This is a genomic window from Pedobacter soli, from assembly GCF_900101435.1.
Lineage (GTDB): Bacteria > Bacteroidota > Bacteroidia > Sphingobacteriales > Sphingobacteriaceae > Pedobacter > Pedobacter soli.
The window spans coordinates 85,258-112,113 of sequence record NZ_FMZH01000013.1 but is presented as its reverse complement, the minus strand read 5'-3'; the positions used below and the strand labels follow the sequence as shown (position 1 = coordinate 112,113).

Below are 26,856 nucleotides of genomic sequence, written 5' to 3'. Positions count from 1 at the left end.
TTTTGCTAAATTTCCAGCGCTCACGAAAAGGAGAGAATTTTAGTATGATAATATTTCAAATCCAAAATACCCTTCATGAAAGATACAACAATTACGCAGTACATTGACAGGCTTTTCCCCCAGTTTGAGCCTGCATTGAAGACTATACTTGCTGCGAATGCATTGCTCAGGGATTTTCAGAGAGAAGAAAGGCTGATGCAAACCGGACAGAATATGCGCTCCACGATGCTTGTTGTAGAGGGCACGGTCAAACTCTACAGGGAAGGGGAAGACGGACAGGAATTCTTCATGTACTACCTTCAGCCTGGAGATGCATGTGCGCTTTCGATGATCTGCGCAACCAGACAAGAAACCAGTGAGGTGATGGCAAAGGCGATCGAAAAAGCCAGGGTACTCATGATCCCCATCGCCCTGATGGATACCTTGATGCGGGATTATAAGAGCTGGTATTACTTTGTGATGGAAACCTACCGGATGCGTTTTGAGGAACTGCTTTTTGTCATCGACAATATTGCTTTTAAGGCAATGGATGAGCGATTGGCATTCTACCTTAAAAAACAAGCAGGAGATTTAAATACAAAGCAACTTCACCTTACGCATAGTGAAATCGCATCGGATCTGAACACATCCAGAGAAGTAATTTCCAGGCTGCTAAAAAAAATGGAGCAGGCCGGAGAGATCATGATGTACAGGAATTACATCGAGTACCTGGGTAAACCCTAGTCAAAACAAAGAGTTGATTTCCGCGCAGCAAGGGTGCATCATTTTGTTTCAAGAAACCGAGTGTGACAAAAGTCACCAACATTGGTATATGATATGCTGATTTTTGTTAAAAAAACAAAAGAATGGAAATCATTGCATACCTCGCCGCTGCTCTAATTGGAATCTCGCTTGGCTTAATTGGCGGCGGCGGCTCAATCTTAACCATGCCTGTACTGGTGTACCTGTTCGGCATTAATCCCCTACTGGCTACCTCTTATTCATTATTTATTGTGGGCACTAGCAGTTTAGCGGGTACGCTCGGGAATTTTAAGCGAGGATTGGTGAATATGAAAACTGCATTGCTCTTTGGCAGCGCATCTATCTCAACGGTATTTTTAACCCGTAAATTCATTATTCCCCTCATTCCTAAAACGATCTTAATGATTGGCGATTTCGAGCTCACGGAAAATATCCTCATGATGGTGTTCTTTGCGGTCCTAATGGTTGCAGCTGCGAGCACTATGATAAAAGGAGGAAAAGCACAGGAGGATTCCCGGATACAAAGGCCTAAATTTCAGCTCGCGAAACTTCTGCTCTATGGGCTCGCTATAGGTTTAGCAACTGGCCTGCTGGGTGCCGGGGGCGGCTTTTTACTTATTCCAACCCTTGTTATTCTTGTGGGTTTACCCATGAAAGAGGCCGTTGGCACTTCGCTTTTTATTATTGCACTTAACTCGCTGATTGGCTTTACCGGTGACATTGGGCATTTTGCCATTGACTGGATGTTTCTGTCTAAAATCACTATTGTAGCCATTGCCGGCATTGTGATTGGAGGAATCATAAATAAAAAAATAGATGGAGGAAAACTAAAAAAAGGTTTCGGCTGGTTTATACTGGTCATGGGTTGCTACATTATCCTCAAAGAAGTGCTGTTCAAATAACAAGTAGACAGCGGAAAGGCTGTGTGACAAAAGTCACCAACAAGGAGATCCCGAAGTATTAATTTTGACATATTAATTTAATCAGCATGATTATAGAACAAATTTATACCGGATGTTTGGCACAGGGTGCCTATTACATCGAAAGCAATGGAGAGGCGGCAATTATTGACCCGCTTCGCGAATTCAGGCCATATATAGAGCGTGCCAAAAAAAGCCATGCAAAAATCAAATACGTGCTGGAAACCCATTTTCATGCCGATTTTGTATCCGGGCACATCGATCTGGCCAAAGCAAGCGGTGCGAAAATTGTCTATGGGCCAAATGCAAAACCTGACTTTGAATTTTACAGTGTGAAAGATGGAGAGGTATTGCAACTCGGGGATGCAAAAATCAAAATCCTGCACACTCCAGGACACACGATGGAAAGCACCTGCTTTTTGTTGAGCGATGAGCACGGAAAAGAAATTGCACTATTTTCTGGCGATACCCTTTTTATAGGCGATGTAGGAAGGCCCGATTTGGCACAAAAACTAATCAGCGAATTAGCCGGTGAAATGCTTGCAGGCTATCTGTTTGATTCTTTACGAGACAAAATCATGCCATTAAGCGATGACATCATGGTTTATCCTGCACACGGGGCAGGCAGTGCATGCGGAAAGAACATGAGCAAAGAAACCACAGATCTTTTAGGAAATCAAAAGAAAACCAATTATGCGCTGAGGGCAGACATGTCAAGAGAAGCGTTTATCAGGGAGGTTACCAATGGGCTACTACCTCCCCCGGCTTACTTCCCGGAAAATGTGATGATGAATATACATGGATACGATAATTTGGATAAGGTGATCGAAAGAGGCATGCAGGCGCTATCCCCAGAGGCTTTTGAGCGTTTGGCAAATGAAACTGGCGCAGTAATTCTCGATACCAGAGATCCTCAGGTTTATGTAGGGGGCTTTATCCCGAATTCGATCAATATCGGTATAGATGGAAACTTTGCACCATGGGTGGGAACATTGATCCCGAATATCAAACAGCCTATTTTACTCATAACTGATGAGGGCAGAAATGAAGAAGTACTCACCAGGTTATCCAGAGTAGGATTTGATGGCGCAGTAGGTTTTCTCGATGGCGGTTTTGACAGCTGGAAAGAGGCCAATAAAGAAACCGACGAGATAAAATCCATTTCTGTAGAAAAAATGGTCGAAATGATGGAAACAGCCCAAATAACCATCCTGGATGTTAGAAAAGCAAACGAGTTTTCGAGCGAACATGTTGAGGGTGCAGCAAATCTTCCCCTCGATTATATCAACGAAACCTTTGGCAGCATCGATAAAAACAAGACCTACTTTGTCCACTGTGCCGGCGGTTACCGTTCTGTAATTTTCAATTCCATTATGCGCTCACGGGGATACCACAACCTCATCGACATCGCAGGTGGTTTTAAGGCTATTCAGCTTAACGGACATATACCGACTACAGCCTTTGTATGCCCAAGTACCTTAAAATAATCAGGAGATGGACAATAGGAAAAAATTGCACTGGGAGAAGGTCTACCTTGAAAAAAGTCCTGACCAGGTCAGCTGGACGCAAAACTATCCGGTAGTTTCAATGGAAATGATAAAGGGCTTCGCTCTTGACAAATCCGCTCCGATAATCGATATCGGAGGAGGTGACAGCCTGCTTGTAGATTTCCTGCTTCAGGAGGGCTACACCAATATTACGGTAGTTGATATATCTGCCCGGGCTTTACAAAAAGCGAAGGGAAAACTTGGAGATCTGGCTGGTCAAGTCCATTGGATAGTTGCTGACGTGGTGGAATTTGAGCCGCAACGAACTTATGCAATCTGGCATGACCGTGCCACTTTTCACTTCCTTAATTTAGCAGGAGACATCGAACGTTATGTTGCAATGGCACAGCAGTTTACTGATGACTACCTGATTATGGCTACGTTTTCCCCTACCGGCCCTGAAAAGTGCAGTGCCCTGCCTGTATTCAGATATGATGAGAAGGGGCTGCAGGAGGTTTTCAAAAATGGATTTACCCAAATAGCATCCAAAAAGCATGAACACCTTACCCCAATGCACAGCAGACAGGATTTTCTTTTCTCTAGTTTTGTGAAGGATAAAAATCAATTAGACCGGAATAAAAAAACAAATAAATTATTATCTATGCTGAGCTGTTTCTTTTCAAAGGTCAGTATGATCCCGACAGCTACGACTTCAAAAACGAGTTTAACAAAAACACTAACTCACCTCTCATTTAAGACATTATGATTGATTTCATTAAACAACCCTGGTCCTGGTATTTTTCGGGCATGATGATCTCGCTTACCATGCTTCTGCTACTTTTTTTCGGTAAGTCTTTTGGCTTTTCATCGAACCTACGCACCATGTGCAGCATGGCGGGAGCAGGGAAGAAAATAAAATTCTTCGATTTCAACTGGAAAAACCAGATCTGGAACCTGATGTTCCTTGCCGGCTCTGTCCTGGGGGGCTTCATCGCTACCAATTACCTGAGCGAGCCGGCCCCGCTGCAGCTTTCGGCAACCACGGTAGCGGACCTTGGGCAACTCGGCATCAGTTTTGATGGCAACTTAAACCCATCCGCACTGTTCTCGCTTGAGGCGATGAAGGATTTCAAGACGTTGGCCATCCTGCTTTCTGGAGGGCTACTGGTAGGCTTTGGCTCCCGCTATGCAGGTGGCTGTACCTCAGGCCACGCCATATCAGGGCTTTCAAATTTACAGGTACCCTCTTTGGTTGCCGTAATCGGTTTTTTTATAGGAGGTCTTATCATGACCTTCCTGCTTATGCCATTCATCTTTTAAAACCATAAAAAATGAAATTCATTAAATATATATTAGCTGGAATACTTTTTGGCATCATCATGACCAAGTCAGAGGCGGCTTCCTGGTACAGAATACAGGAAATGTTCCGTTTCCAGTCCTTGCACATGTACGGGATCATTGGTACCGCCGTCCTCCTGGGCGTTATTGCGGTATATCTGATCAAGAAATTCGAGGTCAGGGATATTGGTGGAAGTCCGATCGTTTTTCACGATAAGGATAAGGCATACCGCAAATACCTGATCGGGGGAACGATTTTCGGCCTGGGCTGGGCACTCACCGGAGCCTGCCCCGGCCCCATGTTTGTCAACCTGGGAAGCGGATATGCCGGTATGGCAGTGGTTATCCTTGGCGCGCTAGTGGGAACCTACCTTTACGGAACAATAAAAAACAAGTTACCTCACTAAAGGCGTAAACCAACCGACGACAATAGTTAACCATAGATGCCCAAAATGCCGGAAGGGAAAGCTGTTTAAATATTTCATTGAAAACTGGGAATGAAATGAATAGAAATTGTGCCTTCTGCAATTTAAATTTTGAAATAGTGTCAATCAACATGGGGGGCAGCAATCCGTTGGAGAAAGAATGGCCCAAAAATCCATCTGGGCCAAACTATAAAAAATCTTAGTAATCATTGATGAATGATGACTATCTCTGATATATTATTCATCTGTTACTTTTGCATTAAGCTACAGTTAAATTTACGAACGCAAACTTTGATCAATAGCGGATAACAGCCAAGGCATACTTTCTAAATAGTAAGTATTTAATTTTATACCACTAACACATAGATGTGATGATCATTACAATAGTGTTCTTTACCATTTACCAACACATATTAAACATTTAAGAAACACAAACAATGGGTCTTTGGTAAGTATCAAAAGGCGTTCAGGCATTTTAATTTAATTCCATTCAATGTTAATGAACATCGTAGTTTCTTTTATAGGTAGCCTTGAACTCACTGATTTCTAGGAAAAATATTAAACGAACATTCGTTGTGTAAAAAAGCGATCAACTCCGCCCAACGCGCCTTAAAAACAGATATCCCCCAAGCCCAGCCAAAACCGAGGCTATCAGTATCCCATATTTAGCCTGCTGAACAAAAACAGGGTCCTTGAATGCAAGTCCGCTTATAAACAGCGACATCGTAAAGCCTACCCCTGCCAGCAGGGCAATGCCCGTGATATGTTTCCAGGTAGCCTGGGCTGGAAGAACACCAATCCCGGTCTTCACCATTGCCCATGTAAAGAGGAGAATCCCGGTGAATTTCCCTATTATGAGCCCGGAAGTAACCCCAATTGTAACTGGATTGACCACTGAGCTAAAGAAATCTGAACCTATTAAAATACCCGAGTTGGAAAGTGCAAACAGGGGCATGATTAAAAAAGCAACCCAGGGATGCAGCGCATGCTCGATTTTTTGCAGCGGGGTTTCCGCAGCCAGGCTAAGGCTTTTGACATGCTGAATGGTCCGATGCTGCTCTGGGGTGGTGAGGGTACTATTGCTGGGGATTTCCTTTTCGAATTCATAGGAAAGTTTGCGTAGGTTATTGGAGTATGCATTTTCGTCAATTCTGGTCATCGCGGGAATGGTAAAAGCCACCAAGACCCCAGCAATGGTGGCATGAACGCCAGAAAGTAGGAAACCTATCCATACACAAACCCCTATCAGCAGATAAAAAGCGTTGTTTCTCACCCCCATCTTATTGCCAATGATTAGCGCCAAAAGAAATATGCCGGCGATGCCAAGGGCAGCAAAATTTACATGATCTGTATAAAAAAATGCAATTACCATCACCGCGCCAAGATCATCAGCGACGGCCAGTGCAGACAGGAAAACTTTTACTGAAGTGGGAATGTTTCCCGCCATGGAAAGCAGGGCTAGTGCAAAGGCGATGTCCGTGGCCATCGGTATCCCCCAGCCGTGTGAGGTAGGGGCATTGATGTTTAAAAACTTATAAATCAATGCCGGAAAAAGCATTCCGCCAAGCGCCGCCCCCATTGGCATGGCCGCCTTTTTTAGCGATGAAAGTTCCCCGTCCATGAACTCGCGTTTGAGTTCCAGGCCAATAACAAAAAAGAAGAGCGCCATCAGTCCGTCATTGATCCAGATATGAAGGGGCTTATTGAGTACATGCTTTCCAAAAGCAATCGAAAAATCAATTTCCCATAAGTGGTGATAGGATTCGCCAAAGGATGAGTTTGCCCATAGGATCGCTATGATCACACTGATCAAAAGAATGATTCCACTAGTATATTCCAGGTGTATAAATCTGCTAACAGGGGCAATAATCTTCTCTATCGGGGTTTTCTTAACTTGATTCATAGTATTTTTTAGGAAAGCCAAAGGTAAATTTATTAAGGGCATCACCACAAGTAAACTTGCTGTTTTACAGTTTCGATAAATCAATTTTTTAGACTGCGCGCTGAAGATTATCCTAATCCGCGCTTTTGAAAATTTAAAATTTACCCTTTAGCACTTGCTGACCGGTTCAAAAAATTTCATATTATTGAAAAAGTGATGCTTTTATTCGCCGCCCCGCTTTATTTTGTTCTCTACATCATCTGGCTCATCTACGACGAGCTGATCAAAAAGAACATCAGGGGCACAAGCCGGTCGTTTATATTGGAGGTATATTTGCCCCTATCTGGGCAGCGATCGTCATGCTGAGTATCATTTAGAATAAAAACTTACCATTTTTTTATCTGTTCCTGCTGCTTGGGCATGCAATCTCTCCAAGATAGCTTTCATCTGCCGAATTTCCTGTTCCTGGGAAGATATGATGGATGCAGCGAGATTTTTAAGCTCAGGATCCTTTAAATCAGCATGACTACTGGTCATTATTGCCGAAGAATGATGGGGAATCATCGCCCGTATATATTGAGCATCGGTGACAGCAGCCTGTCTGCGGAGCATCCAAAGGCCTATAACAAATATGGCAACTGCTGAGATGTAGATGATCCCATTCAGCTTTTTGTTTTTATACATCATGGGCATCAGCGATAGCATGAGCACTGCCATCGGAGCGATCATGAGCAAGGTCATGTATGTGCGGGTAATGCTTAGATAAACATGACTGATGTCATCGACATTTAAAAACATGACACCGTACATAATGAAAAAAGAAAGGCTAAGCATTAGCCCGAAGGTTTTGTAGCTATTGGTCTTCATGGTAATCTTTTTATGTGAAAAGCTTTACCAGCCAAACAGTTTAGCTATGTAAATGTTTAGAACGTGCAGAATTGTTACCAAGTGATATCCGAAGTTGATACTTGCAAGATAAGTACTAGGAAAAATTTCCAATCACTTTACAATCAAGATAGGGGTATATGGGAAAGGGAAAACATAAAATGATAACGATCAATTAAGGATAGATGCAAGACAAAAAAGACGATGTGCCAGGTGCACTCCGAACATTCTTTTCCAGGCGGTTCAACCTGAATCTAGGCAAGGCGGGTGAAGAGGAGGTTGTGGGTTCAATAACCCGGAATTCGGTATTTGTTGGGGGAAACCTCTGGACACTTATTTTCGCGATCATCATCGCATCAATCGGACTGAACGTAAACTCCGCCGCTGTTGTCATTGGCGCTATGCTTATATCCCCGTTAATGGGGCCGATCATGGGGATTGGTCTTGGAATAGGCACCAATGATTTCGAACTGGTTAAGCAGGGCGGACGGAATCTGCTTATCGCAACGATCATCAGCATCGCGACCTCCACCCTCTATTTTTTTATCACTCCGTTGCATGATGCGCAGAGCGAACTACTCGCCCGTACTACGCCATCAATCTGGGATGTTTTCATCGCTTTTACAGGTGGTCTGGCAGGAATTATCGCTGTGACCAGAAAGGAAAAAAGCAATGTGATCCCCGGCGTTGCCATTGCTACCGCACTCATGCCCCCACTATGTACAGCGGGTTACGGACTTGCAACAGGAAACTGGCTGTTTTTTCTTGGTGCGATATACCTTTTTTTCATCAACAGTCTTTTCATTTGCATATCAACCTATCTGATTGTGCGTTTTTTGCGTTTTGAGAAAAAGCACTTTGAAGATAAGGATACCGAAAAAAAAGTTTCCCGCTATATACTCCTGAGTGTGCTGATCACTATATTACCAAGCATCTATCTTGCCTATGGAATCGTGCAGAAGAGCATCTTTGAGAATAATGCACAGACATTTATTAAAGAAGAATTCAATTTTAAAAATACCCAGGTGGTCAACAAGACCCTGAGGTACAGCTCAAAAGAAAGGGAAATTGATCTGCTGCTCATCGGCTATGAACTTCCGGATACGACAATCAGCTCCATCCGCAAGAGGTTGGCTAGCTACAAGCTTAAGGGTACCAAACTCCTTATCCGACAGGGGCTGAGTGCCAGGCAGGAAATTGATTTTTCGCAGATCAAAGCAAGTATCATGGAAGATGTGTTTGAACGTGGTAGCAGCACATTGCGTCCGAATTCCTCGGGAAACGGCGAAAGCAGAACACCGGAAATCAGCCGGGAGCTTTCCGCACTCTTCCCGCAGATTACGGCCTACAGCATTTCCAACGTTATAATGAAGCGAACCGACAGCACAAAAAAAGATAGCCTTACGCTGTTCTACGGGACCCTTTCGGGAACGATGAAAAGGGAGGAGCGCCTTCGCCTGGAGAACTGGCTTAAGAGCAGGATAAAAGCCGACTCTCTAAAAGCCGTTCTTGAATAGGTAACTAGGTTGATGATGTTATTTTTAATCCGGAAGCCGTATGGAAAGAAACATAGCGTAATCGAGAGCCGTCAAATAGCGGATTTCTGAATGCAGATAGGTCCCATTGTCGACTTGCGCTGCCACTATTGTTTAACATGGCATTGCAATCGGCTAAGAGGCCAGATCAAATACCAGAAAAATTATCAGGCCATTATGAGATTATCTTCGTTCCTTTGGTAAAAAAAGAGCTTGAGGTATTGGGCCAATACAGAAATTAGATAATAAGCCTTACTCCACCAAGGTCAGAAACCCGGTGAGAGAATTTATCGCTCGGGGAGCTGATGAACATAAAATTAATAGGTATATCCCATTCATGGCTCAGCTTAGCAATAATCTCAGGACCAAAGGTGCCCTGAAGCCTAAGGTATTCAATTTTGATATCCGGGTATGCGCGGTCCAGAACATTAAGATCGTTAAAAAAATCTGAGGCCACCTCATCCCCTTCTGCCAGAACGGTAACGATTTTTAATTTTTTGGTAATCTCGTTCTGCTGTACATAGATCATGACCTTGTTGAGTACCGAGATGTCGTCAGCCTTGGTAAAGTATACAAATTCCTGATCGTTGAGTTTTCTTAAGCTACGGTTGAGGTGCAGCCTGGTAAGTGCCGCAGCCCTTTTGAGGGTGTCAAAAAAACTATCGACTACAACCAGAATATATTTCAGCAATAGGTTTCTGCTCAATAGCATAAAGATGATAATGATGGCCGGAATGAAGTATTGTAGAAAGACAATGAGGTAATCCGCATGCATGATGATATTGCCGTAAAGCGCTGAGACCACAGCAAGAATGGCTAGTGCTACCGAAATGGTGGTCGCACGTTCTTGCCTTGGCAACCTGCTCCGCTTTATCTTGAGCAGTAAATTTCCGAAACCGAAATAGATCATCACCAATAGGAAAGATATTGTATACACACCAGCCAACGGACCAAGGGCGCCGCGCGTTATAAAAAGTACCGAAAGGCAGAGCAGGTAAAAAAGGATAAGGATCCTTGGAGAGCTTCCCCGGTTATTTTCCTTGAGCAGAAATTGAGGAAGTATTCTGTCCAGCGTCATACGCTTAATAAGTCCATTCACCCCCAAATAAGAGGTCAACAATGCGCCACTTAACACCAATACCGCATCCACAGAAATAAAAGTAGCCAGCCAGTGTCCCCCTGTGTCAGCTCCAAGGTGGGATAGTAGCGCCTCTTTGTTGGCCGCAATTTCAGAAAGGGGCAATACCGCGACAGCAGTAAGCGCCATCAGCGGATTGATCACAGAAACGGCAATCCACATGTTGCGGAGCGTTTTTTCTAAATACACCCTGTTTTTGCTCCTCCACAAAATTGGCTGAGCTTTCAAAGCCCGATATACCTAGCATCGCAGTACTGAAGCCCAGAAAAAGTGCCGTTGCGAATCCGCCTTTCATTGGCATACCGAAGTTTATTTTGGCTACGCCCAGACCGTTGGCAAGGACAAACCAGATGCCGCTCCCGATCAATAGCAACATGGCCAGAATATGTAGCACGAATATCACTACCGCTACGATAGCCGATTCACTGATGCCTGAAATCACCAGCAGCAAAAACAGGGTGATGAGCACAGCTGTAGCTAAAAGAACCGGAACGGAGGGAAATATCCCATGAAGGTAATGCATCCCCTCGCTTGCGGAAATCACTGCGGTGGTCATATAAGAGAGTATGGTCAGGCAGGCTGCCACCGCTGCGTTGCTTTTGCTGGTGGTATTGAGCAGCACGTTATAAGCCCCGCCGTTTAAAGGCAGTGCGCCAACTACCTCGCCATAAATCTTCCGGAAAAGAAAAAGTACCCCGGATACTATAAGCAGGGCCAGCCAGGCATATTGTCCGGCATATATGATCGTCAGGGCCGATACATAAAGGCAGGATGAGGTAATATCATTTCCGCAAATGGCGGTGGCGGACAGTTCGGAAAGTTTCTTTATATGCTGCATTTTTTTATTCTATAGTGTGCAATCCATTAGGGTCGGGAAAATCGATAATCGTACCCAGCAGCGAAGAAACCACATAAGGGCTGTGCAGGTTATATTTTGCTAGGGAGGCCTGATTTCCCACCTTAATGGTGAAAGCCGCCTCTATGCCTGCAAGCACACGGAACATGTCCTCATCAGTATGGTCATCGCCGATACAAAGGATAAAACTTTTTTGTTTTTTTTTCAGGATATCCTCCACGGCCCGGCCCTTGTTGACCCCATGGTTCCGCACCTCGATAACACGGTTCCCATCGAGTACATCCAAAGAAAGTCCGGCTGTAAATTCCAGGAGCCTTTTACCGAGTTCTCCTGCCCGCTTAAGGCCCAGAGATACCTCGGCTCTGCGGTAATGCCAGGCGAGTGAGAAATCCTTTTCCTCCATAAAACTCCCTGGAGTTCTGGAGACAAATTCTTCCATAATTAGCCTTATCTTCTTCTTCCACCCTACAGCCATATCCTCAATTGCAACCACCCAATCCCCACCAATCGACTTTACCTTTGCGCCATGTTCCCCGATCAGCCCAATGGGCAAATGCCCGAGCCATTTTTCAAGTGTAGCACTATCCCTCCCGCTGATGATATACAGGCTCACCCTTGGATCAGAAGATAGGGATGAAAGCTGGGACAAAAGCAGCTGATCCGGTGAGGCATGCTCAGGCTGCGAAGAAAAGGGAACCAGTGTTCCGTCATAATCCAGGAGCAGGAGGCGATGAGAACTTTCGGCATAGGCATTAAGCAATACGGACTTAGAAAAGGCGTCCATAAAGCGGATATCAAATTTTTTCTGGCGCTCTTTGATCCTGCTTAGCTGAGTAAAGAAGTCCAATGCCCAGGCATTGACATCATACCTTTCAATCCGCTCCCGCATGACCGAAAGGCGCTGGCCCTGCTCAACGGGATCCATTTCCAGGGCTACGCAGAGCATTTCCGCCATCTCCAGTACATCATTGGGATTAATGAGCAGGGATTCGGTGAGTTCAAAGGCGGCGCCTGCCATCTCACTTAGGATCAGCACACCCATTTTATCATTGCGACTGGCAACGAATTCCTTAGCCACCAGATTCATCCCGTCGCGAAGCGGAGTCACCAGAGCGACATCGCATGCCATATAAAGACCGAGCAGATCATGAAAACCAAGGTGGTCATATTGATATATCACCGGTTGCCATGAAATAGTTCCCATGGTTGAATTAAGCCTACCGATAAATTCATCAATCTTTTTCTTCCTTTCCGAATACTGGAAGATAGAATGTCTGGAAGGTACAACTACCATAATAAAAACTATTTTTCCGATATAAGCTGGGTTGGTGGTCAGAAAATGCTCGAAAGCCCTGAGCCTGTTGAAAATCCCCTTGGTGTAGTCCAACCTATCTACGGAAAAGATCATTTTCTTATCCCCTTTTATGGCCAGATATTTATCCTTGGCAGCGCTTACCTCTTTTGAGCGGTGGGCAGAATTGAAAAGACTGAAGTCAATACTCACAGGAAAAGCATCTGCTTTTATCTCCCGGTGCTGGTGGGCAATGTACTCTCCCTCGTGCTCGAGTCCAATGGAAAGCTGTAGGGATTTGAGAAAATGACTGACATATTCAGCCGTGTGAAAGCCTATAAGATCCGCTCCGAGCATACCTTCCAGAAGTGCCTTTTGCCATGCCCTGGGAATGACCCTGAAAAGCTCGGCGGAAGGAAACGGAATATGAAGAAAAAAGGCGATGGTAATACCAGGAATCTTCTTTCTCAACAGACCGGGGAGCATCATAAGATGATAATCGTGTATCCAAACGGTATCCCCTTCATGGATAACCTGGGATAATTTCTCCGCAAACTGCTGGTTTACCCTTTGGTAGGCTTCAAAGAAATCTGGGCGGTAGTCTGCAAGTGAAGGAAAATAATGGAACAGTGGCCAAAGCACCGAATTGGAAAAGCCGTTATAATAATCCTCATAATCACCAGTGCTTGTGAAAACAGGCAGAAAATCATAATCTGCCCCGGTATGGTTAAGGGAGGCAAGCCCCCAGATATCTTCTCCGCAATCCGGAACCCCTGCCCAGAGTTTTTCGGAAAATACTTTCGCCCCCTGCCCCTTAAGATAGGCACCAACTGCTGATATGAGTCCGCCCGAAGACTGGCGGAATGAATAGCCTTCATTGTTTTTTTCTATAGAGATGGGCAAACGGTTGGAAACGATAAGTAGTCTTTTCTGCATAACGGCAATTTAAGGTGAACAAGATGCGGCCATGAGATCTTTAAAGAAAAGCCGCATGCCCCGAGATTCCCGTAAAGGAAAGGGCAAAAAATATTTCCGGTTTAACCGGGGATTTGACAAAGGTAGCAAAAATGAATTAAATGCTTTTTCGGGAAACAAAAACAGTTCCTTATTAGCTTAAAAGGCTTTATTTTGTTACATTGTGATATCAAAACTGAATATGGTCAAAATTTTTACCCTTTCGATAAGCTTACTTATCTCCGCCCAGCTGACCCCGCCTCATCAGTATAGTAACGGCAGAAAGTCCGACAGTCTGAATACCAGAAAACTCAACAATGAACTTGATAAGGTTAGTCAACTATATGCGGAGCGGCTTTCTGATTCCCTCAAGCGTTCAGAACTGGAACGCCGGGTAAGTAACCTGGGCGATAAAGACCGGGTAGAGAAAAACACGTTGATGCAGGAGCTCAAACTATTGCGTAAAAGAGACTCGGTGCACCTTGCAAGTCAGCTCGCGCAAATCGACTCCCTACGTGGGATAATTAAAGCCAGTCCTGTTCGTTTTGCGTCCGACACCCTGTTTAATATCTATGCCCGGTTGGGAAGTTTCAGTGCAGCGGAACGGGCAAGAGCAGTTTCAGAAAGACTCGAGCGCATTGCGGAGCTTGCCGGCTTCTCGGCCGATTCAATCCGCCTCAGCGCTGCTGAACAGGCGACGGACCTGGTTTATGGGAAGACGCTTATTTTATCCATTACCGATCAGGATGCACTTTGGGCAAGGAAAGAACGTAGCGCCTACGCAAGGGAGATCAGTGAAAAAATTTCCATCGCCCTGCAAAAATATCGTAAAGACAACAGCTGGCAGGTGTTATTGAGGGAAATTTTGCTGACGGTTTTGGTTATCGGAATCGTTATCGGTCTGATCTATTTTATCAACAAACTTTTCGGGAAGCTCTCTGCAAGTTTGCTATCTGCGGAGAGCCGCCTGGGAAAAGGGATAAAGATTAAAAATTATGAGGTCCTTGATCCTTCCAGGCAGCTTGGGGCATTGAAGGTCCTGTTAAAGGTTATCCGCTATTTGGTTATCCTGCTGGTGGTCTATCTGGCGCTCCCTGTACTATTTGGTATTTTCCCATTTACCAGGAACCTGTCGGAAAACTTACTAAACTACATCCTGAGTCCGCTTAAAAAAATTGGTATATCGGTATGGAACTATATCCCAAACCTAATGACCATATTGGTGCTTCTGGTTGTCTTCCGCTATGTGATCAAATTGGTTCGCTTTTTGAAAACAGAGATCGAAAGGGGCAAACTGACTATTCCCGGTTTTTATAAAGACTGGGCTAATCCTACGTATCAAATCGTCCGCGTACTGATCCTGGCCTTTATGCTCATTGTTATCTTTCCGTATCTGCCCGGATCAGATTCGGGAATATTCAAGGGGGTATCGGTATTTATCGGCGTACTGTTTACCTTTGGCTCTGCAGGAGCACTAGGTAATGTTGTTGCCGGACTTGTACTTACTTACATGCGTGCCTTTAAGATCGGCGACCGCGTTAAGATCGGCGAAGTTACGGGTGATATTATGGAAAAGACCCTGCTTGTTACGCGCGTCAGAACTATTCAGAACGAAGTGGTATCTATACCAAACTCAGCTGTAATGAACAACCATACTGTAAACTACAGCATCGAGGCGCAGGAAAAAGGACTGATTGTAAATACTACAGTCACAATCGGCTATGATGTACCCTGGAGAACTGTCCACCGGCTCCTCATCGATGCAGCACTGGCCACCGAGCTCATTGAGTCCGAACCTACTCCCTACGTTTTGCAGACCAGCCTGGATGATTATTATGTGAGTTATCGGCTGAACGCCTATACGCATGCTCCCAACCGTCAGGCGCTTATATATTCTGCTCTCCATGCCAATATACAGGATCAGTTCAACCATGCTGGAGTAGAGATTATGTCCCCACATTATAAAGCCCTACGGGATGGCAATGCGGTTACTATTCCATCAGAGTATCTCCCTGGTGACTACCTTGCACCCCGGTTCCGCACCGAAACAGAAGAAAATAAACATAAAAGGACAAAAAACTAACCTTTGCAGGATCGTAAAATCATAAGTACCCCTCCATTATTTCAGATGAATACACAGGAAATCATAGCCATCACCATAGTACTTGCAGCAATTTTTGCTTATATCAACCATCGCTTTATTAAATGGCCACCAACAATCGGCATTATGGCACTCTCGCTGATTTCCTCAATCCTGCTTGTGAGTCTGGGAAGCTCCAGATCTCTGCTTTCAGAAAAGGCCATCTCTCTGGCTACATCGGTAGATTTTCAGGATGTGCTGATGAACTTTATGCTGAGCTTTCTACTTTTTGCAGGTGCAATCCATATTGATGCGGGTAAACTCAGGGCCGAGCGCCTGCCTGTTCTGATCTTGGCCACGGTAGGCATACTTATTTCAACATTTGTAGTTGGGATATTGGTATATTTCCTTTTTGGATGGTTTAATATACCTATTCCACTGATATACAGTCTGCTGTTTGGGGCACTAATTTCCCCTACCGATCCCATTGCCGTTCTGGGCATTCTTAAAAAAGCAAATATTCCCGCGAGTTTAGAGCTTAAAATTTCCGGGGAATCATTGTTTAATGATGGTGTGGCAGTGGTTGTGTTTGTGAGCCTTGCAGAAATTGCGCGTTCTACAACAGGGGATTTTTCTATCATCTCGATAAGCAAGCTTTTTTTAATCGAAGCTTTGGGCGGTCTGTTTTTTGGTCTGCTACTTGGTTATATCGGATATCTGGCCCTTAAAAGCATTGATGACTACAAAGTCGAAGTGCTCATCACCCTGGCAATTGTGACCGGAGGATATTTCCTAGCAGGGAGGCTTCATGTATCTGGACCACTTGCAATGGTCATTGCAGGGATTTTTACAGGCAACAAGTCCAGGCGTGAGGGCATGTCTGACCTTACCAGGGACTATCTGGGCAAGTTTTGGGAAATGATCGATGAGATCCTTAACGCGGTACTATTTCTTTTCATCGGTGTGGAGATGCTTATCATAAAGGTTGAGTCAACGGTATTCTGGATTGGAGTCATCAGTATCGCTATCGTACTACTGGCCAGATGGGTATCAGTGATCATACCGGTTTCATTGATGCGCTTTAAAGTAAAATTTGAAAAGCATGCAGTGACAATAATGACTTGGGGCGGGCTGAGAGGTGGTATTTCAGTTGCCCTGGCACTTTCCTTAAGCCCTGCAATGTACCGAGAACAGTTCGTACTGATTACCTACATCATTGTTGTCTTTTCGATCCTTGTCCAGGGATTGAGCATCGGAAAGCTTGCGAAGCGACTGGGGTTCTAAAGGGAAGCCGCCCAGGTAGCCAACCTTCTCTCCCTTGATGAACGGGCTCTGAGAGAATACATATTGATAGGGGCCGCAGCAACTGCACACTAAACGAAAAATAATTAAGGGGTCAATTTATTGCAGGCTTTTTTCAAGTTTATTTTTTTCATTGAATTTTAAAATGACTACTTTGGGCACCAACCAAAGAAATTTAAAGAACCGATGAAAATAACCAAGAAAATCTCTGTTTATCTCGCGGTCGCTTCCATCGCATTCGCTACTGTGGGACTCGTTGGCTGGGTTACGGGAAATAGTGCGCTCAAAAGTTTCTTCTCTGCTGAGGTCACGATGAAATTCAATATGTGCCTGATGATCATCCTAAGTTCCTCGGGGTTCCTGCTATACAATTTTGGACATCGAAAGCCTGCAATTACCTTAATTTTGATCGTAGCGCTTTTAAGTTTTTTAATACTCTTCGAGCACATCTTCCAGGTTAACCTGGGTTTGGATGAGATCTTTTTCCGCGATAAAATTGAAAATCCATTACTGGAGGCCCCCGGCAGAGTATCGGCTCTGGGCTGCATCAATCTGCTGCTTTTCTGTACAGCTATGCTATTTGCCGCAAAGGGCTGGTATCACTCCGCGCAACTTTTTGCAGGGCTTCTTTTCCTTTTTATCTATGGGTCTATTTTGGGCCATGCCTTCCACATCACCGGCCTTTACCGCCAGGGGTTTTATTCGGGTGTGGCTATCCACACCACGCTAGCCCTTCTACTGTTGGTAACAGCAGTGTTTTTTAGCCTTTCGGGAAGCGGCTGGACGGCTTTCTTTTCCGGAAAACTAAGATCTAGAAACCTACTGATCTACGGCTTCAGCTACCTGGCCTGCGCTGCGCCGCTGCTGGTTGCGTTTTATATTTTTTTTCTAAAAAATTCCGGGCAGTCTTCGACCTTCGGACTGCTTTCGATAATCATCGCTTCTCTTTTGATAAGCTTTCCCCTTGCCTATCTGGCCAGGCTACAAATTAATAGAATGGACAATGAGCTCAGGAAAGCCAATGAACAACTGGAACTTTCCATGGAGGCCACCGGTCTGGGTCTCTGGGATCTGGATATCCCGACAGGGATAATTGAACGTTCAGAAAAACATGCCGTGCTTTTTGGTGATGAATTCACGCCACATACAACTGGAGAGCACCTTTCCAGCCTGATTTTCCCCGAAGACAGGCCGCGTATCCGATCAGCTTTTAATGAGGCCCTCAAAGGAAAAGAGCTACGTATACAGGTACGCACTTCCCGGAACGATGGCAGTATAAGATGGGTCCTGGTTTCGGGAAAAATTCGTTCCGACAGGAACGGCATACCAAAGCGGATGCTGGGAACTATAATGGATATTAGCGATCAGAAAGAGGCTGAAGCAAAAAAGGAGTCCTTTATTGGGGTGGTGAGCCATGAGCTTAAAACCCCCTTGACAGCTTTCAAATCCTATGTGCAACTGGCCATCAGGCTTTCACAAGATTTGCAAGACGAAAAAATAGCATCTATTTTGGCACGTGCCTCCCAACAGTCGGATAGGATGAGCAGTATGATTATGGGTTTTTTGGATGTGACCAGAATAGGAAACGGGAAACTGCAGTTGCAGGAAAGCTTTTTTGAGCTCAATGAGCTCTTGGATAGTATACTTAACGAATCAAAGACTATTTACAGCCGGGACACCTTCAAGTTTACCGGGTGCGAGCAGATCATGGTATGGGCAGACAGAACCAGAATTGCAGAGGTCCTTTCCAATCTGATCAGCAACGCGGTAAAATACTCACCAAGGGATTCACCAGTTGAACTCAGTTGCAACTACAGCTCAACCGAGGTCGTTATCTCTGTAAAAGATTATGGCATGGGGATTCCAAAATATGACCGTGAAAAACTCTTCGAACTGTTTTACAGGATTGATCGAAAGAAGCAGGACACCATTTCTGGATTTGGTATTGGTCTTTACCTTTCGGCAGAAGTAGTCCGCTTACATGGAGGGCGGATCTGGTTGGAAAGCGAAGAGCATGTAGGTTCTACCTTTTTCTTCAGCATTCCCCTTGGCCCATCCACTGAATCAAAAAAGGTCCAAGGTAGCCCAACAGGAACACCCTCTATTCTCGACCAGAAGAAAAGCCTTTAGCCCATGTAATCCGCCTGCCTCATCAGAAGCGCACGGTATTTATTGAAGATAGATGTCTTGGAAACAAATCCCTTGAAAGTGTTCTCCGAATCCACAACGGGAAGCACCCATACCCTATCCTCTTCCATTTTACCCAGCACGGACTTAAGGTCATCGTTTATATTTATAAGTTTTAGCGCAGTATGGACAAGATGATGGGCAGTGAGGAGTTCTTTGTCAGGATTTTTCATCATCTCGCTGAAAATTTCCTCCACATAAATAAGCCCCTTAAAATCTTGCCTCGCATCTACTACTGCACAAATGTTCCGTTGCGACTTCAAAATATCAGGCATACGGGTGCTCAAAAGTTCATCTTCAAGAAGCTGCACATAATCCTTCTCTATGAGATAACGGAGTTTCATCTGATTGAGCACAGTGGTATCTTTGTCCTCATACGATAGCAGTTCACCCTTATCCGCCAGGGCCTTGGTATACATGGAGTGTTTTTGAACACTTCTGTTGATCATATAAGAAATCGCTGAGGTGATCATCAAGGGAACCATCAGCACATATCCGCCGGTGATTTCAGCGATCAGGAATATCCCGGTCAGTGGAGCATGCATGATGGAACTTAGCGCGGCGGCCATTCCCGCTACGATAAAATTCGAGGTATTTAAATGCACAAGACCGGTCAGGTTGACACTGTAGGCGAAAACAAATCCCATAAGCCCACCCATAATCAGGCTCGGGGCAAAGGTACCTCCGTTTCCCCCTGAGCCAAGCGTTACAAGAGTGGCTATCGATTTGGCAAAGATTGTGATAAGTGTGAAAAGTATAACAAGTGAGGGATAGCCATTATAGCCGGAGAAAATACTATTATTTATAACATTGAGATAATCGCCCTTTAACAGGTTTTTGATGGTAATATATCCCTCGCCGTACAATGTGGGAAAGAGAAAAACCATAAGCCCGAGCAACAGGCCTCCTGTAAGTACTTTCTTATATGGGTGATTGATCCCGTAAAAGAAATTCTTAACAAGATAATTTACCTTGGTAAAATATATCGAGAAAAGGCCGATGAAAACTGCAAGAAGCACATAAAAAAACAGCGCATTTACCTCCCAGCCTTCGGTTACCAGGAAAAACAGTTGCTGGGTATAAAATATGCGTGCAACTACCGCAGCGGTCGCGGCAGAGAGCAGAAGCGGGATAAATGCAGGGATGGTGAATTCGGGCAAGAGCACCTCGATCGCGAAAACTATTCCGGCAATAGGGCTGTTGAAAGCGCCGGCTATTCCAGCCGCGGCACCACAGGCCAAAAGCATTGTGATCTCCTTGTAGGATAATCCAAGGAAACGTCCAAGAGAGGATCCAATAGCAGAACCACTGGTCACAATGGGCGCTTCCAGACCGACGGATCCTCCAAAGCCTACTGTGATAGCAGATGTGATGATCTGGGAATAAACATTATGGGTCTCCACCCTGCTCGACTTTTTGGAAATGGCATACAGGAGCGGGGTCAGGCCGGTTTCGAATTTTGTGCGCCTGATAAAATATTTCACATATAAAACCGTAAGTAATATACCCGTTAGGGGAAAGAAGAGGTAGAGATAATATTTGTACTTCCATTGCCAGTCCGACTGAAGAAAATCTTCAATGGTATGGGTCATACTTTTCAGTAGGGCGGCAGCCAAGCCCGCAAGAATTCCCACAATAATGGCCAAAACGATAAGAAAATTACGGTTTGATATCTTTTGTTTACGGTATCGGTTAACGCTATCAAGGTAATCTACTAATCGTACGTGCATAAGGCGGCGGGATTGTGTCACAAATTGTAAATATAGCAAAAACCATCCTTTGCGTCAATCCGGAGGTATAAATTAGCCTCAATGGTTTCTTTAAAATTTCGTTAACCACCCCAAGGCCGGGCTTGAGGTTAACTTCCGTTAAGCACGATTAGCTGCTCCTGTTTACAGTTATAGTCAAGTATTCGCAGGGTTACCCGGGAGTGAAAATCAATGAACATCCCGGCCCTTGGCATCAAACTGGAAACAAAGTCCGCCGGAAGGATTCCAGGTATGAGGTGAATATTTAATTCGTCAAAGCCAACCATCACACAAGCGCTGAGCTGACTATTCCACTCAATATCCACTTTTTTCATGAAAGCCCTGATCTTTTGAATTTCTATTATCTTTTTTACCATTACAACTCCAGATAGCCTGCACTCCTGTGAAGACTATTCAATATAGTGTTTATCTGGCATTTTCAGGCCCAATCTATTAAAAAAAACCAATATAATCAGCTATATCGAAAAATTTACAAGGCAATTGCACAGAAGCCCAGCTCAAGTTTATTTCTTTGCATAAAAGGGTATCACTAAAAAGATCAATTATGAAAGAAGAGGAAAATGGCATAAGTGAGGACATCCAGCTGTTCATAGATAAATTTGAACCTGCCAAATATAAGTTGATGGAGTATGGAATAGAAGTGCGTGGAATAAAAGATATTCACCGGAGCCTGGCCGAGGCAGCGGCAATCATTGAACGGCTTGGTTTAAAGGTTAGTATCAGCCACGATGCCGGAATGCTTTCCTATGGTGCGTTTGAGGTCAGGAACAATTAAACATCACACCAAATATCCCTAAAATTAGATATAGAATGTACAGTTTGGTTAAGACATATCTGAAGGTCCAGAATTTAGTCAGGGCGGCCTTGCCATTCATATTGATCAGTTTGAGTTTAAATGTCTTCAGTCAGCAAATGGGCGCAAAAACCAAAGTTTCTGCCGGTGGAGCTTTAGCTTTTCCTACCGGAAAATCTGCAAAAACATACCGGCGGGGTTACGGCGGCTCTTTAGTCGGCGAATACAACCTCAAAGGGAATCTCAATGCTGTTGGTTATATGGGTTACATGCATTTTCAATATCGCAAAGATGTGCGGGCCCGACTTGAAAACTATGGCGAAGATACCCACATAAGTGGGGTTATACCGTTAAAGGTAGGTTTGCGGTACTATTTTGGAGGAATATATTATGCTGAGGTTCTGGGAGGCTCAGCTTTCGCCCTCGGCGAACATCCCTACCAGGCCTTCACCTATTCCCCTGCCCTGGGCGCCTGCATACCGATAAATAATCGCTTTAGCGCAGATCTCGGCCTGCGTTATGAAAGCTGGATAAGAAATGGGGAATCAACGTCCTTTTATGGAGCAAGGATCGCACTGGCAGTGGCATTGTAAACAAAGAGAAAGTGCGGTACCGTAAAACCCCTGAGATCTCATCAAAAGAAATCCCGGGGAATTATATAGTTTGTAAGAGCGAATAAGTGTTATCCTCCAAGGGCCCTGAAAAGATTGATCAGTGAGGAATAGGATTTCTGCTTTAGATCCACCTGTTGCATTTCTGCTTCAAGCACGCTGCGTTGAGCAACAATAACCTCCAGATAACTGGCATATCCCGATAAATATAGGTCATTTGCCGTTGAAACCGCCTTTTTTAATTCCTCAACCTCACTTGATTTAAATCGGTAGGCCTGCTTATAATTCTCTATTGCCGAAAGCTGGACAGAGACTTCATGGTAGGCTTTGATGATCCGCTGCTGATAGTTATAAAAGGCAGAAAGCTGTTCGGAAGTGGCCACAAGGCTCCTATTTTTGAGCGCTGCCCTATTGAGCAAAGGGGCACTCAGTCCACCGAGGAATCCAGCTGCCAATGATGCGGGCGAAAAAAGCAGCGGAAGCTTAAAGGAATTATAGCCAGCGTAGGCGTCAAGTGTGAGTGAAGGTAGAAATGCTTTTCTAGCAGCATTCACATCTGCCTTCGAGGCAGCAAGCTCCAGCTCGGCCTCCCTTACGTCCGGCCTTGAAAGAATAACTTTTGCCGGAATCCCTGCATAAACTTCACTGGGCAAAAACTGGGTAATTGCGCTTGTGTCACGTTCAACGTTTCTCTGGTACCTGCCCAAAAGCAGGTTAAGCTCGTTCTCTATTCTGTAGATGGCCTGCCGGATTTCAAACTGCCTGCCCTGGGTGGCTGTACGCTGGGCCTTGAACTGACTGACAGCAAGGGCAGTTGCTCTACCTCCGGCCATCTGGGACTCAACAATTTCCAGCCCCTTATTTTGCAAAAGTATGTTTCGCCGGAGAATTTCTAAGCGTTTATCAAGCGCGGTGAGTTCATAATAAAGTTCGGCAACCTGGCTGACAATTTGTGTTTTATACCACTGCAGGCCTGCCTGGCTTGAAAGGTAACGATTATAAGCGGCCTTTTTCTTCTCAGATAACTTCCCCCATATGTCAATTTCCCATGAACTTCTGAAACCCGCAAAATAATCCGGTGTTGGCTTGGGGATGCGCTGCTTTTTATTCAGATTGTCCGAAAAATTGGTATCGTAATTCCCTACCCCATTCATGGTATAGTCTCCATAATGGTCGAGCCCTGCAGATATCTCGGCGCTGAGTGTTGGATAGAGTTTTGAGCGGCTTAAACGCAGATTCAGTCCCGCAACCAATACACGTTGCACTCCGGATTGCAAACTAAGGTTGTTTCTAAGTGCAGTATCTATAAGCCCCTTGAGGTCCGGCTGGGTGAAGATCGCCTTCCAGCTCAAAGCCTCAGCTGGTGCCGAGGAGAGCCTATTAAAGGAATCAGGAAGTTTTTTCAGTTCAGGAAGATTTGCCTGTCTGACTGAGCCGCACGAAGTTATAATCGCTATCAGGCAAAGCATGGTAAAAACGGGAATAAGTATTTTAATATTTAATTTCATTTCAATTTGTTTTAAGCGTGGAACTTTTATCTACCTGCTTTTTCTTTTGGACTGAAAATAACGCATAGAGCCCCGGTATCACCAGTACGCCAAAGAGGGTACCGATGAACATCCCTCCGACGGCGGTCATACCAATGGAACGGTTCCCGACCGCTCCAGCGCCGGCGGCTATGCAGAGTGGAATCAGGCCTGCGATAAAGGCAAAGGAAGTCATCAGTATAGGACGTAAACGTGATACGGCCCCCATAGCTGCCGCTTTTGCAACCGAAAAGCCGGCTTTGCGTTTTTGCTCTGCGAACTCGATAATCAAAATCGCATTTTTTCCAAGCAGTCCGATAAGCATAACCAACGCCACCTGGGCATAGATATTGTTCTCCAAACCTGCCAGTTTGAGGGTAAAAAATGCACCGGCAATTCCGGCAGGAAGCGAGAGCAGGACAGGCAGCGGCAATAGAAAGCTTTCATACTGCGCAGCTAAAATGAGGTAAACGAATATCAGGCAGATGATGAAAATATAAATCGCCTGGTTTCCCGAAAGGATCTGCTCCCTTGTCATTCCGGACCATTCGATACTAAAACCGCGGGGGAGCTTTTCCCTGGCGGCTTTTTCGACCGCCGCAATGGCATCACTGCTGCTGAATCCCGCTGCCGCATCCCCATTGATCATCGCCGAAGGGTACATATTATACCTGTTGATCTGCTCAGGTCCATACACCCTTTCCATGGTAATAAAGGCAGAATAGGGTATCATTTCACCACGGTCATTTTTGACATAAAGTTTTAACAAGTCGGTAGGCTTACCCCGGTATTGGGGATAGGCCTGGAGCATAACTTTGTACATCTGGCCAAACCGGATGAAGTTGGTGGCATAGTAACTTCCAACAAGGGTCTGTAGTGTACCCATCGCGTTCTCAACGGTAACCCCCTTCTGTGCAGCCATATCCTGGTCGACATGGATCATATATTGCGGAAAATTAGGATCAAAACTGGTGAATGCACCTGAAATAGCGCTGCTTTTACGGAGTTCGGCAAGGAAGTCATTGGTCACCTTCGCCGTTTTACCCATATCCTCACTCTTGTTTTTATCCAGCAGCCTAAGCTCAAAACCGCTGGCATTACCAAAGCCTGGAACAGTCGGTGGAGAAAAGAATTCAATAGAAGCATCACTGATCGCACGGGTTTTGGCTTTAAGCGATGAAATAAGCTCATCGACACTTTCCTTTCGACCGTTCCATGCCGTAAGATTGATCATTGCCATTCCATAGGAAGCGCCAGTAATATCGCTCATCAGACTATAGCCAGCCAGGGTACTGACGTTTTCAACGGACCGGAAACTGCTTGTCACCCGCTCAATCTGATCGAGAACCTGTTCGGTCCGTTCTACAGTAGAGCCCGGTGGGGTTGTTACATTCACATAGATCATCCCCTGATCCTCAGTTGGAATAAATCCGGAAGGAAGAATGCTCGAGCCCAGCCAACTCAGGAAAATGAAAAGCAGCAGTAGCCCAATAGTGGCCAGCCTGCGGGAAATGATTAACCTGACCAGACGCCCAAACTTTTTCTCGGTTTTATCATAACCTTTATTGAATAGATCAAAAAAGCGCTGAAGTAATCCCTTTTTCACTCCCTGGGTACCATGCTTCAACATCAATGCGCAGAGCGCGGGTGTCAGCGTTAAAGCATTAATGCCCGATATGACAATAGAAATAGCCAGGGTAAGGGAAAACTGACGGTAAAACACCCCAACAGGCCCGGAAAGAAAGGCTACAGGAATAAATACCGCCGACATCACCAGGGTAATGGCAATTATAGCCCCACTGATTTCTTTCATCGCGGCGATCGTGGCTTCCATAGGCGGCAGGTGTTCTTCGCTCATTTTCACATGAACCGCCTCGACTACAACAATCGCATTATCTACTACTATGCCAATGGCCAGTACGAGCGCAAATAGCGTTAAAATATTGATGGAAAAACCCATGACCTGAAGGAAGGCAAGGGTACTTATAAGGGCTACAGGAACTGCAAGGGCGGGAATCAGTGTGCTCCTGAAATCCTGAAGAAAAATAAATACAACGATGAATACCAGTATGAAAGCTTCCAAAAGCGTCCTTAAAACCTCGTGGATACTTGCGTCAAGGAAGCGGGAAACATCATATGCATAATTATATTCCATCCCGGGCGGAAAACTGGTGGCTTTAAGTTCAGCCATTTTTGACTTAATGTTTTCTATTACCTCACTGGCATTTGAGCCAGGCCGCTGCTTGATCATAATCGAGGCGGAAGGTTTGCCATCAGTTTTGGAAACCATATCATAGCTGACTGTTCCGAATTCCAGATCCGCGATATCTTTTAGCCTCACAAGGGCCCCGTTCCGCTCAGCACGGAGAACCAGATTCTCATAGTCCTCTTTATTGTTGAACTTACCTGTATACCGCAGCACATACTGTTTTACTTCTTTGCCTTTCCCGGAATTCTCGCCTGCCACACCAGGCGCTGCCTCAATATTCTGCTTACGCATCTTATCGATGACCTCTTCTGCAGAAATATTATATGAGTGCATCCGGTCGGGTTTCAGCCATACTCTCATCGAGTAATCCCTGGCACCCATAATTTCTACAAAACCTACCCCATCTATCCTTTTGAGTTCCTGCAGTACATTGATATCCGCAAAATTATAAATGAACTCCTCGTTCATTTCCTTATCGCTACTGGTGATATTTAAGTAAAGTAGCATACTGTTTACCTCTTTTTCAGTGGTTACACCAGCCTTTATCACCTCCTCGGGAAGCTCATCGAGAACTGTAGTTACCCGGTTCTGCACATTCACCGCCGCCTGATCGGGATCAGTGCCGACGTTAAAAAATACCTGAACTAAGGTCACTCCGTTATTGCTGCTGACCGTATTCATATAGGTCATTCCAGGAACGCCGTTAATTGCACGTTCAAGAGGCGTTGCAACAGCCTTGGCACAAACTTCCGCATTGGCGCCGTTGTAGTTTGCCGTTACCACCACAGAGGGTGGAACAATATCCGGAAACTGAGTAATCGGGAGCTTAAAGAGGGCCAGGATGCCCAATAAGATCAATATAAGTGAAATAACCAGTGAAAGCACTGGTCTTCTAATGAAGGTCTCAACCATTTATTTTGGGTTATA

The 26,856-nt window shown here is 45.0% G+C and carries 19 protein-coding genes and 1 pseudogene; 12 read left to right on the top strand and 8 right to left on the bottom strand.

Features of this window, described 5'->3' with window-relative positions; translation table 11 throughout:
- Window positions 1-75 precede the first annotated feature (75 nt).
- The 6 genes from BLR37_RS21675 to BLR37_RS21650 all read left to right on the top strand — a co-directional run bounded on the left by BLR37_RS21675 (window position 76) and on the right by BLR37_RS21650 (window position 4,893).
- Window positions 76-723, top strand: coding sequence for a Crp/Fnr family transcriptional regulator (locus tag BLR37_RS21675; RefSeq protein ID WP_090772307.1), 648 nt, complete (start codon window positions 76-78; stop codon window positions 721-723).
- 122 nt (window positions 724-845) lie between these two features.
- On the top strand, window positions 846-1,643 hold the full coding sequence (locus BLR37_RS21670; RefSeq protein WP_090772305.1) for a sulfite exporter TauE/SafE family protein: 798 nt from the start codon (window positions 846-848) through the stop codon (window positions 1,641-1,643).
- Window positions 1,644-1,729: 86 nt separating this feature from the next.
- Window positions 1,730-3,148 (top strand): MBL fold metallo-hydrolase, encoded by a 1,419-nt coding sequence (locus tag BLR37_RS21665; protein WP_090772303.1) that lies wholly within the window; start codon window positions 1,730-1,732, stop codon window positions 3,146-3,148.
- 7 nt (window positions 3,149-3,155) lie between these two features.
- Window positions 3,156-3,914, top strand: coding sequence for a class I SAM-dependent methyltransferase (locus BLR37_RS21660; protein ID WP_143009643.1), 759 nt, complete (start codon window positions 3,156-3,158; stop codon window positions 3,912-3,914).
- A complete protein-coding gene (locus tag BLR37_RS21655) occupies window positions 3,911-4,468 on the top strand; it encodes a YeeE/YedE family protein (RefSeq protein ID WP_208599711.1) in 558 nt (185 codons plus the stop codon). Before BLR37_RS21660 ends, BLR37_RS21655 begins: the two co-directional genes overlap by 4 nt.
- 11 nt (window positions 4,469-4,479) lie before the next feature.
- A complete protein-coding gene (locus BLR37_RS21650) occupies window positions 4,480-4,893 on the top strand; it encodes a DUF6691 family protein (protein WP_090772301.1) in 414 nt (137 codons plus the stop codon).
- Window positions 4,894-5,500: 607 nt separating this feature from the next.
- Here the strand turns inward: BLR37_RS21650 and nhaA are convergent.
- The gene (nhaA, locus tag BLR37_RS21645; RefSeq protein WP_090772351.1) at window positions 5,501-6,814 is read right to left on the bottom strand and encodes a Na+/H+ antiporter NhaA; all 1,314 of its coding nucleotides are present in this window, start codon (window positions 6,812-6,814) and stop codon (window positions 5,501-5,503) included.
- A gap of 348 nt (window positions 6,815-7,162) precedes the next feature.
- Window positions 7,163-7,660, bottom strand: coding sequence for a DUF305 domain-containing protein (locus tag BLR37_RS21640; protein ID WP_090772299.1), 498 nt, complete (start codon window positions 7,658-7,660; stop codon window positions 7,163-7,165).
- 203 nt (window positions 7,661-7,863) lie between these two features.
- On the opposite strand from BLR37_RS21640, the gene BLR37_RS21635 reads away from it, so the two are divergent.
- Window positions 7,864-9,195 (top strand): TIGR00341 family protein, encoded by a 1,332-nt coding sequence (locus BLR37_RS21635; RefSeq protein ID WP_090772297.1) that lies wholly within the window; start codon window positions 7,864-7,866, stop codon window positions 9,193-9,195.
- Between the two features lie 256 nt (window positions 9,196-9,451).
- Here BLR37_RS21635 and BLR37_RS21630 read toward each other — a convergent pair.
- Window positions 9,452-11,189, bottom strand: a pseudogene (locus BLR37_RS21630) (APC family permease).
- A 4-nt stretch (window positions 11,190-11,193) separates the two neighbouring features.
- A complete protein-coding gene (locus BLR37_RS21625; RefSeq protein ID WP_090772295.1) occupies window positions 11,194-13,434 on the bottom strand; it encodes a bifunctional alpha,alpha-trehalose-phosphate synthase (UDP-forming)/trehalose-phosphatase in 2,241 nt (746 codons plus the stop codon).
- Window positions 13,435-13,654: 220 nt separating this feature from the next.
- Here BLR37_RS21625 and BLR37_RS21620 point away from each other — a divergent pair, with 220 nt between their 5' ends.
- From BLR37_RS21620 to BLR37_RS21610, 3 genes are all read left to right on the top strand, one after another.
- Window positions 13,655-15,535 (top strand): mechanosensitive ion channel family protein, encoded by a 1,881-nt coding sequence (locus tag BLR37_RS21620; RefSeq protein ID WP_090772293.1) that lies wholly within the window; start codon window positions 13,655-13,657, stop codon window positions 15,533-15,535.
- Window positions 15,536-15,580: 45 nt separating this feature from the next.
- Window positions 15,581-16,816 (top strand): cation:proton antiporter, encoded by a 1,236-nt coding sequence (locus BLR37_RS21615; protein ID WP_090772291.1) that lies wholly within the window; start codon window positions 15,581-15,583, stop codon window positions 16,814-16,816.
- Between the two features lie 204 nt (window positions 16,817-17,020).
- Window positions 17,021-18,964: a sensor histidine kinase gene (locus BLR37_RS21610; protein WP_090772289.1), complete on the top strand. Its 1,944-nt coding sequence runs from the start codon at window positions 17,021-17,023 to the stop codon at window positions 18,962-18,964.
- Here the strand turns inward: BLR37_RS21610 and BLR37_RS21605 are convergent.
- Window positions 18,961-20,751 carry a chloride channel protein gene (locus tag BLR37_RS21605; RefSeq protein WP_090772287.1) on the bottom strand — a complete coding sequence of 597 codons (1,791 nt, stop codon included), beginning with the start codon at window positions 20,749-20,751 and terminating at the stop codon, window positions 18,961-18,963. The genes BLR37_RS21610 and BLR37_RS21605 overlap by 4 nt on opposite strands.
- Before the next feature lie 128 nt (window positions 20,752-20,879).
- Window positions 20,880-21,146 carry a hypothetical protein gene (locus BLR37_RS21600; protein WP_090772285.1) on the bottom strand — a complete coding sequence of 89 codons (267 nt, stop codon included), beginning with the start codon at window positions 21,144-21,146 and terminating at the stop codon, window positions 20,880-20,882.
- A 188-nt stretch (window positions 21,147-21,334) separates the two neighbouring features.
- Between BLR37_RS21600 and BLR37_RS21595 the strand changes: the two genes are divergently transcribed.
- Both BLR37_RS21595 and BLR37_RS21590 read left to right on the top strand, forming a co-directional pair.
- Complete coding sequence (locus BLR37_RS21595) at window positions 21,335-21,565, top strand: hypothetical protein (protein WP_090772283.1); 231 nt, start codon at window positions 21,335-21,337, stop codon at window positions 21,563-21,565.
- Between the two features lie 35 nt (window positions 21,566-21,600).
- Window positions 21,601-22,176: a hypothetical protein gene (locus tag BLR37_RS21590; RefSeq protein WP_143009642.1), complete on the top strand. Its 576-nt coding sequence runs from the start codon at window positions 21,601-21,603 to the stop codon at window positions 22,174-22,176.
- A gap of 89 nt (window positions 22,177-22,265) precedes the next feature.
- Here BLR37_RS21590 and BLR37_RS25615 read toward each other — a convergent pair whose 3' ends face one another.
- Window positions 22,266-23,702, bottom strand: coding sequence for an efflux transporter outer membrane subunit (locus BLR37_RS25615; protein WP_244154728.1), 1,437 nt, complete (start codon window positions 23,700-23,702; stop codon window positions 22,266-22,268).
- 1 nt (window position 23,703) lies between these two features.
- Window positions 23,704-26,841 carry an efflux RND transporter permease subunit gene (locus tag BLR37_RS21580; RefSeq protein ID WP_090772279.1) on the bottom strand — a complete coding sequence of 1,046 codons (3,138 nt, stop codon included), beginning with the start codon at window positions 26,839-26,841 and terminating at the stop codon, window positions 23,704-23,706.
- Window positions 26,842-26,856 lie beyond the last annotated feature (15 nt).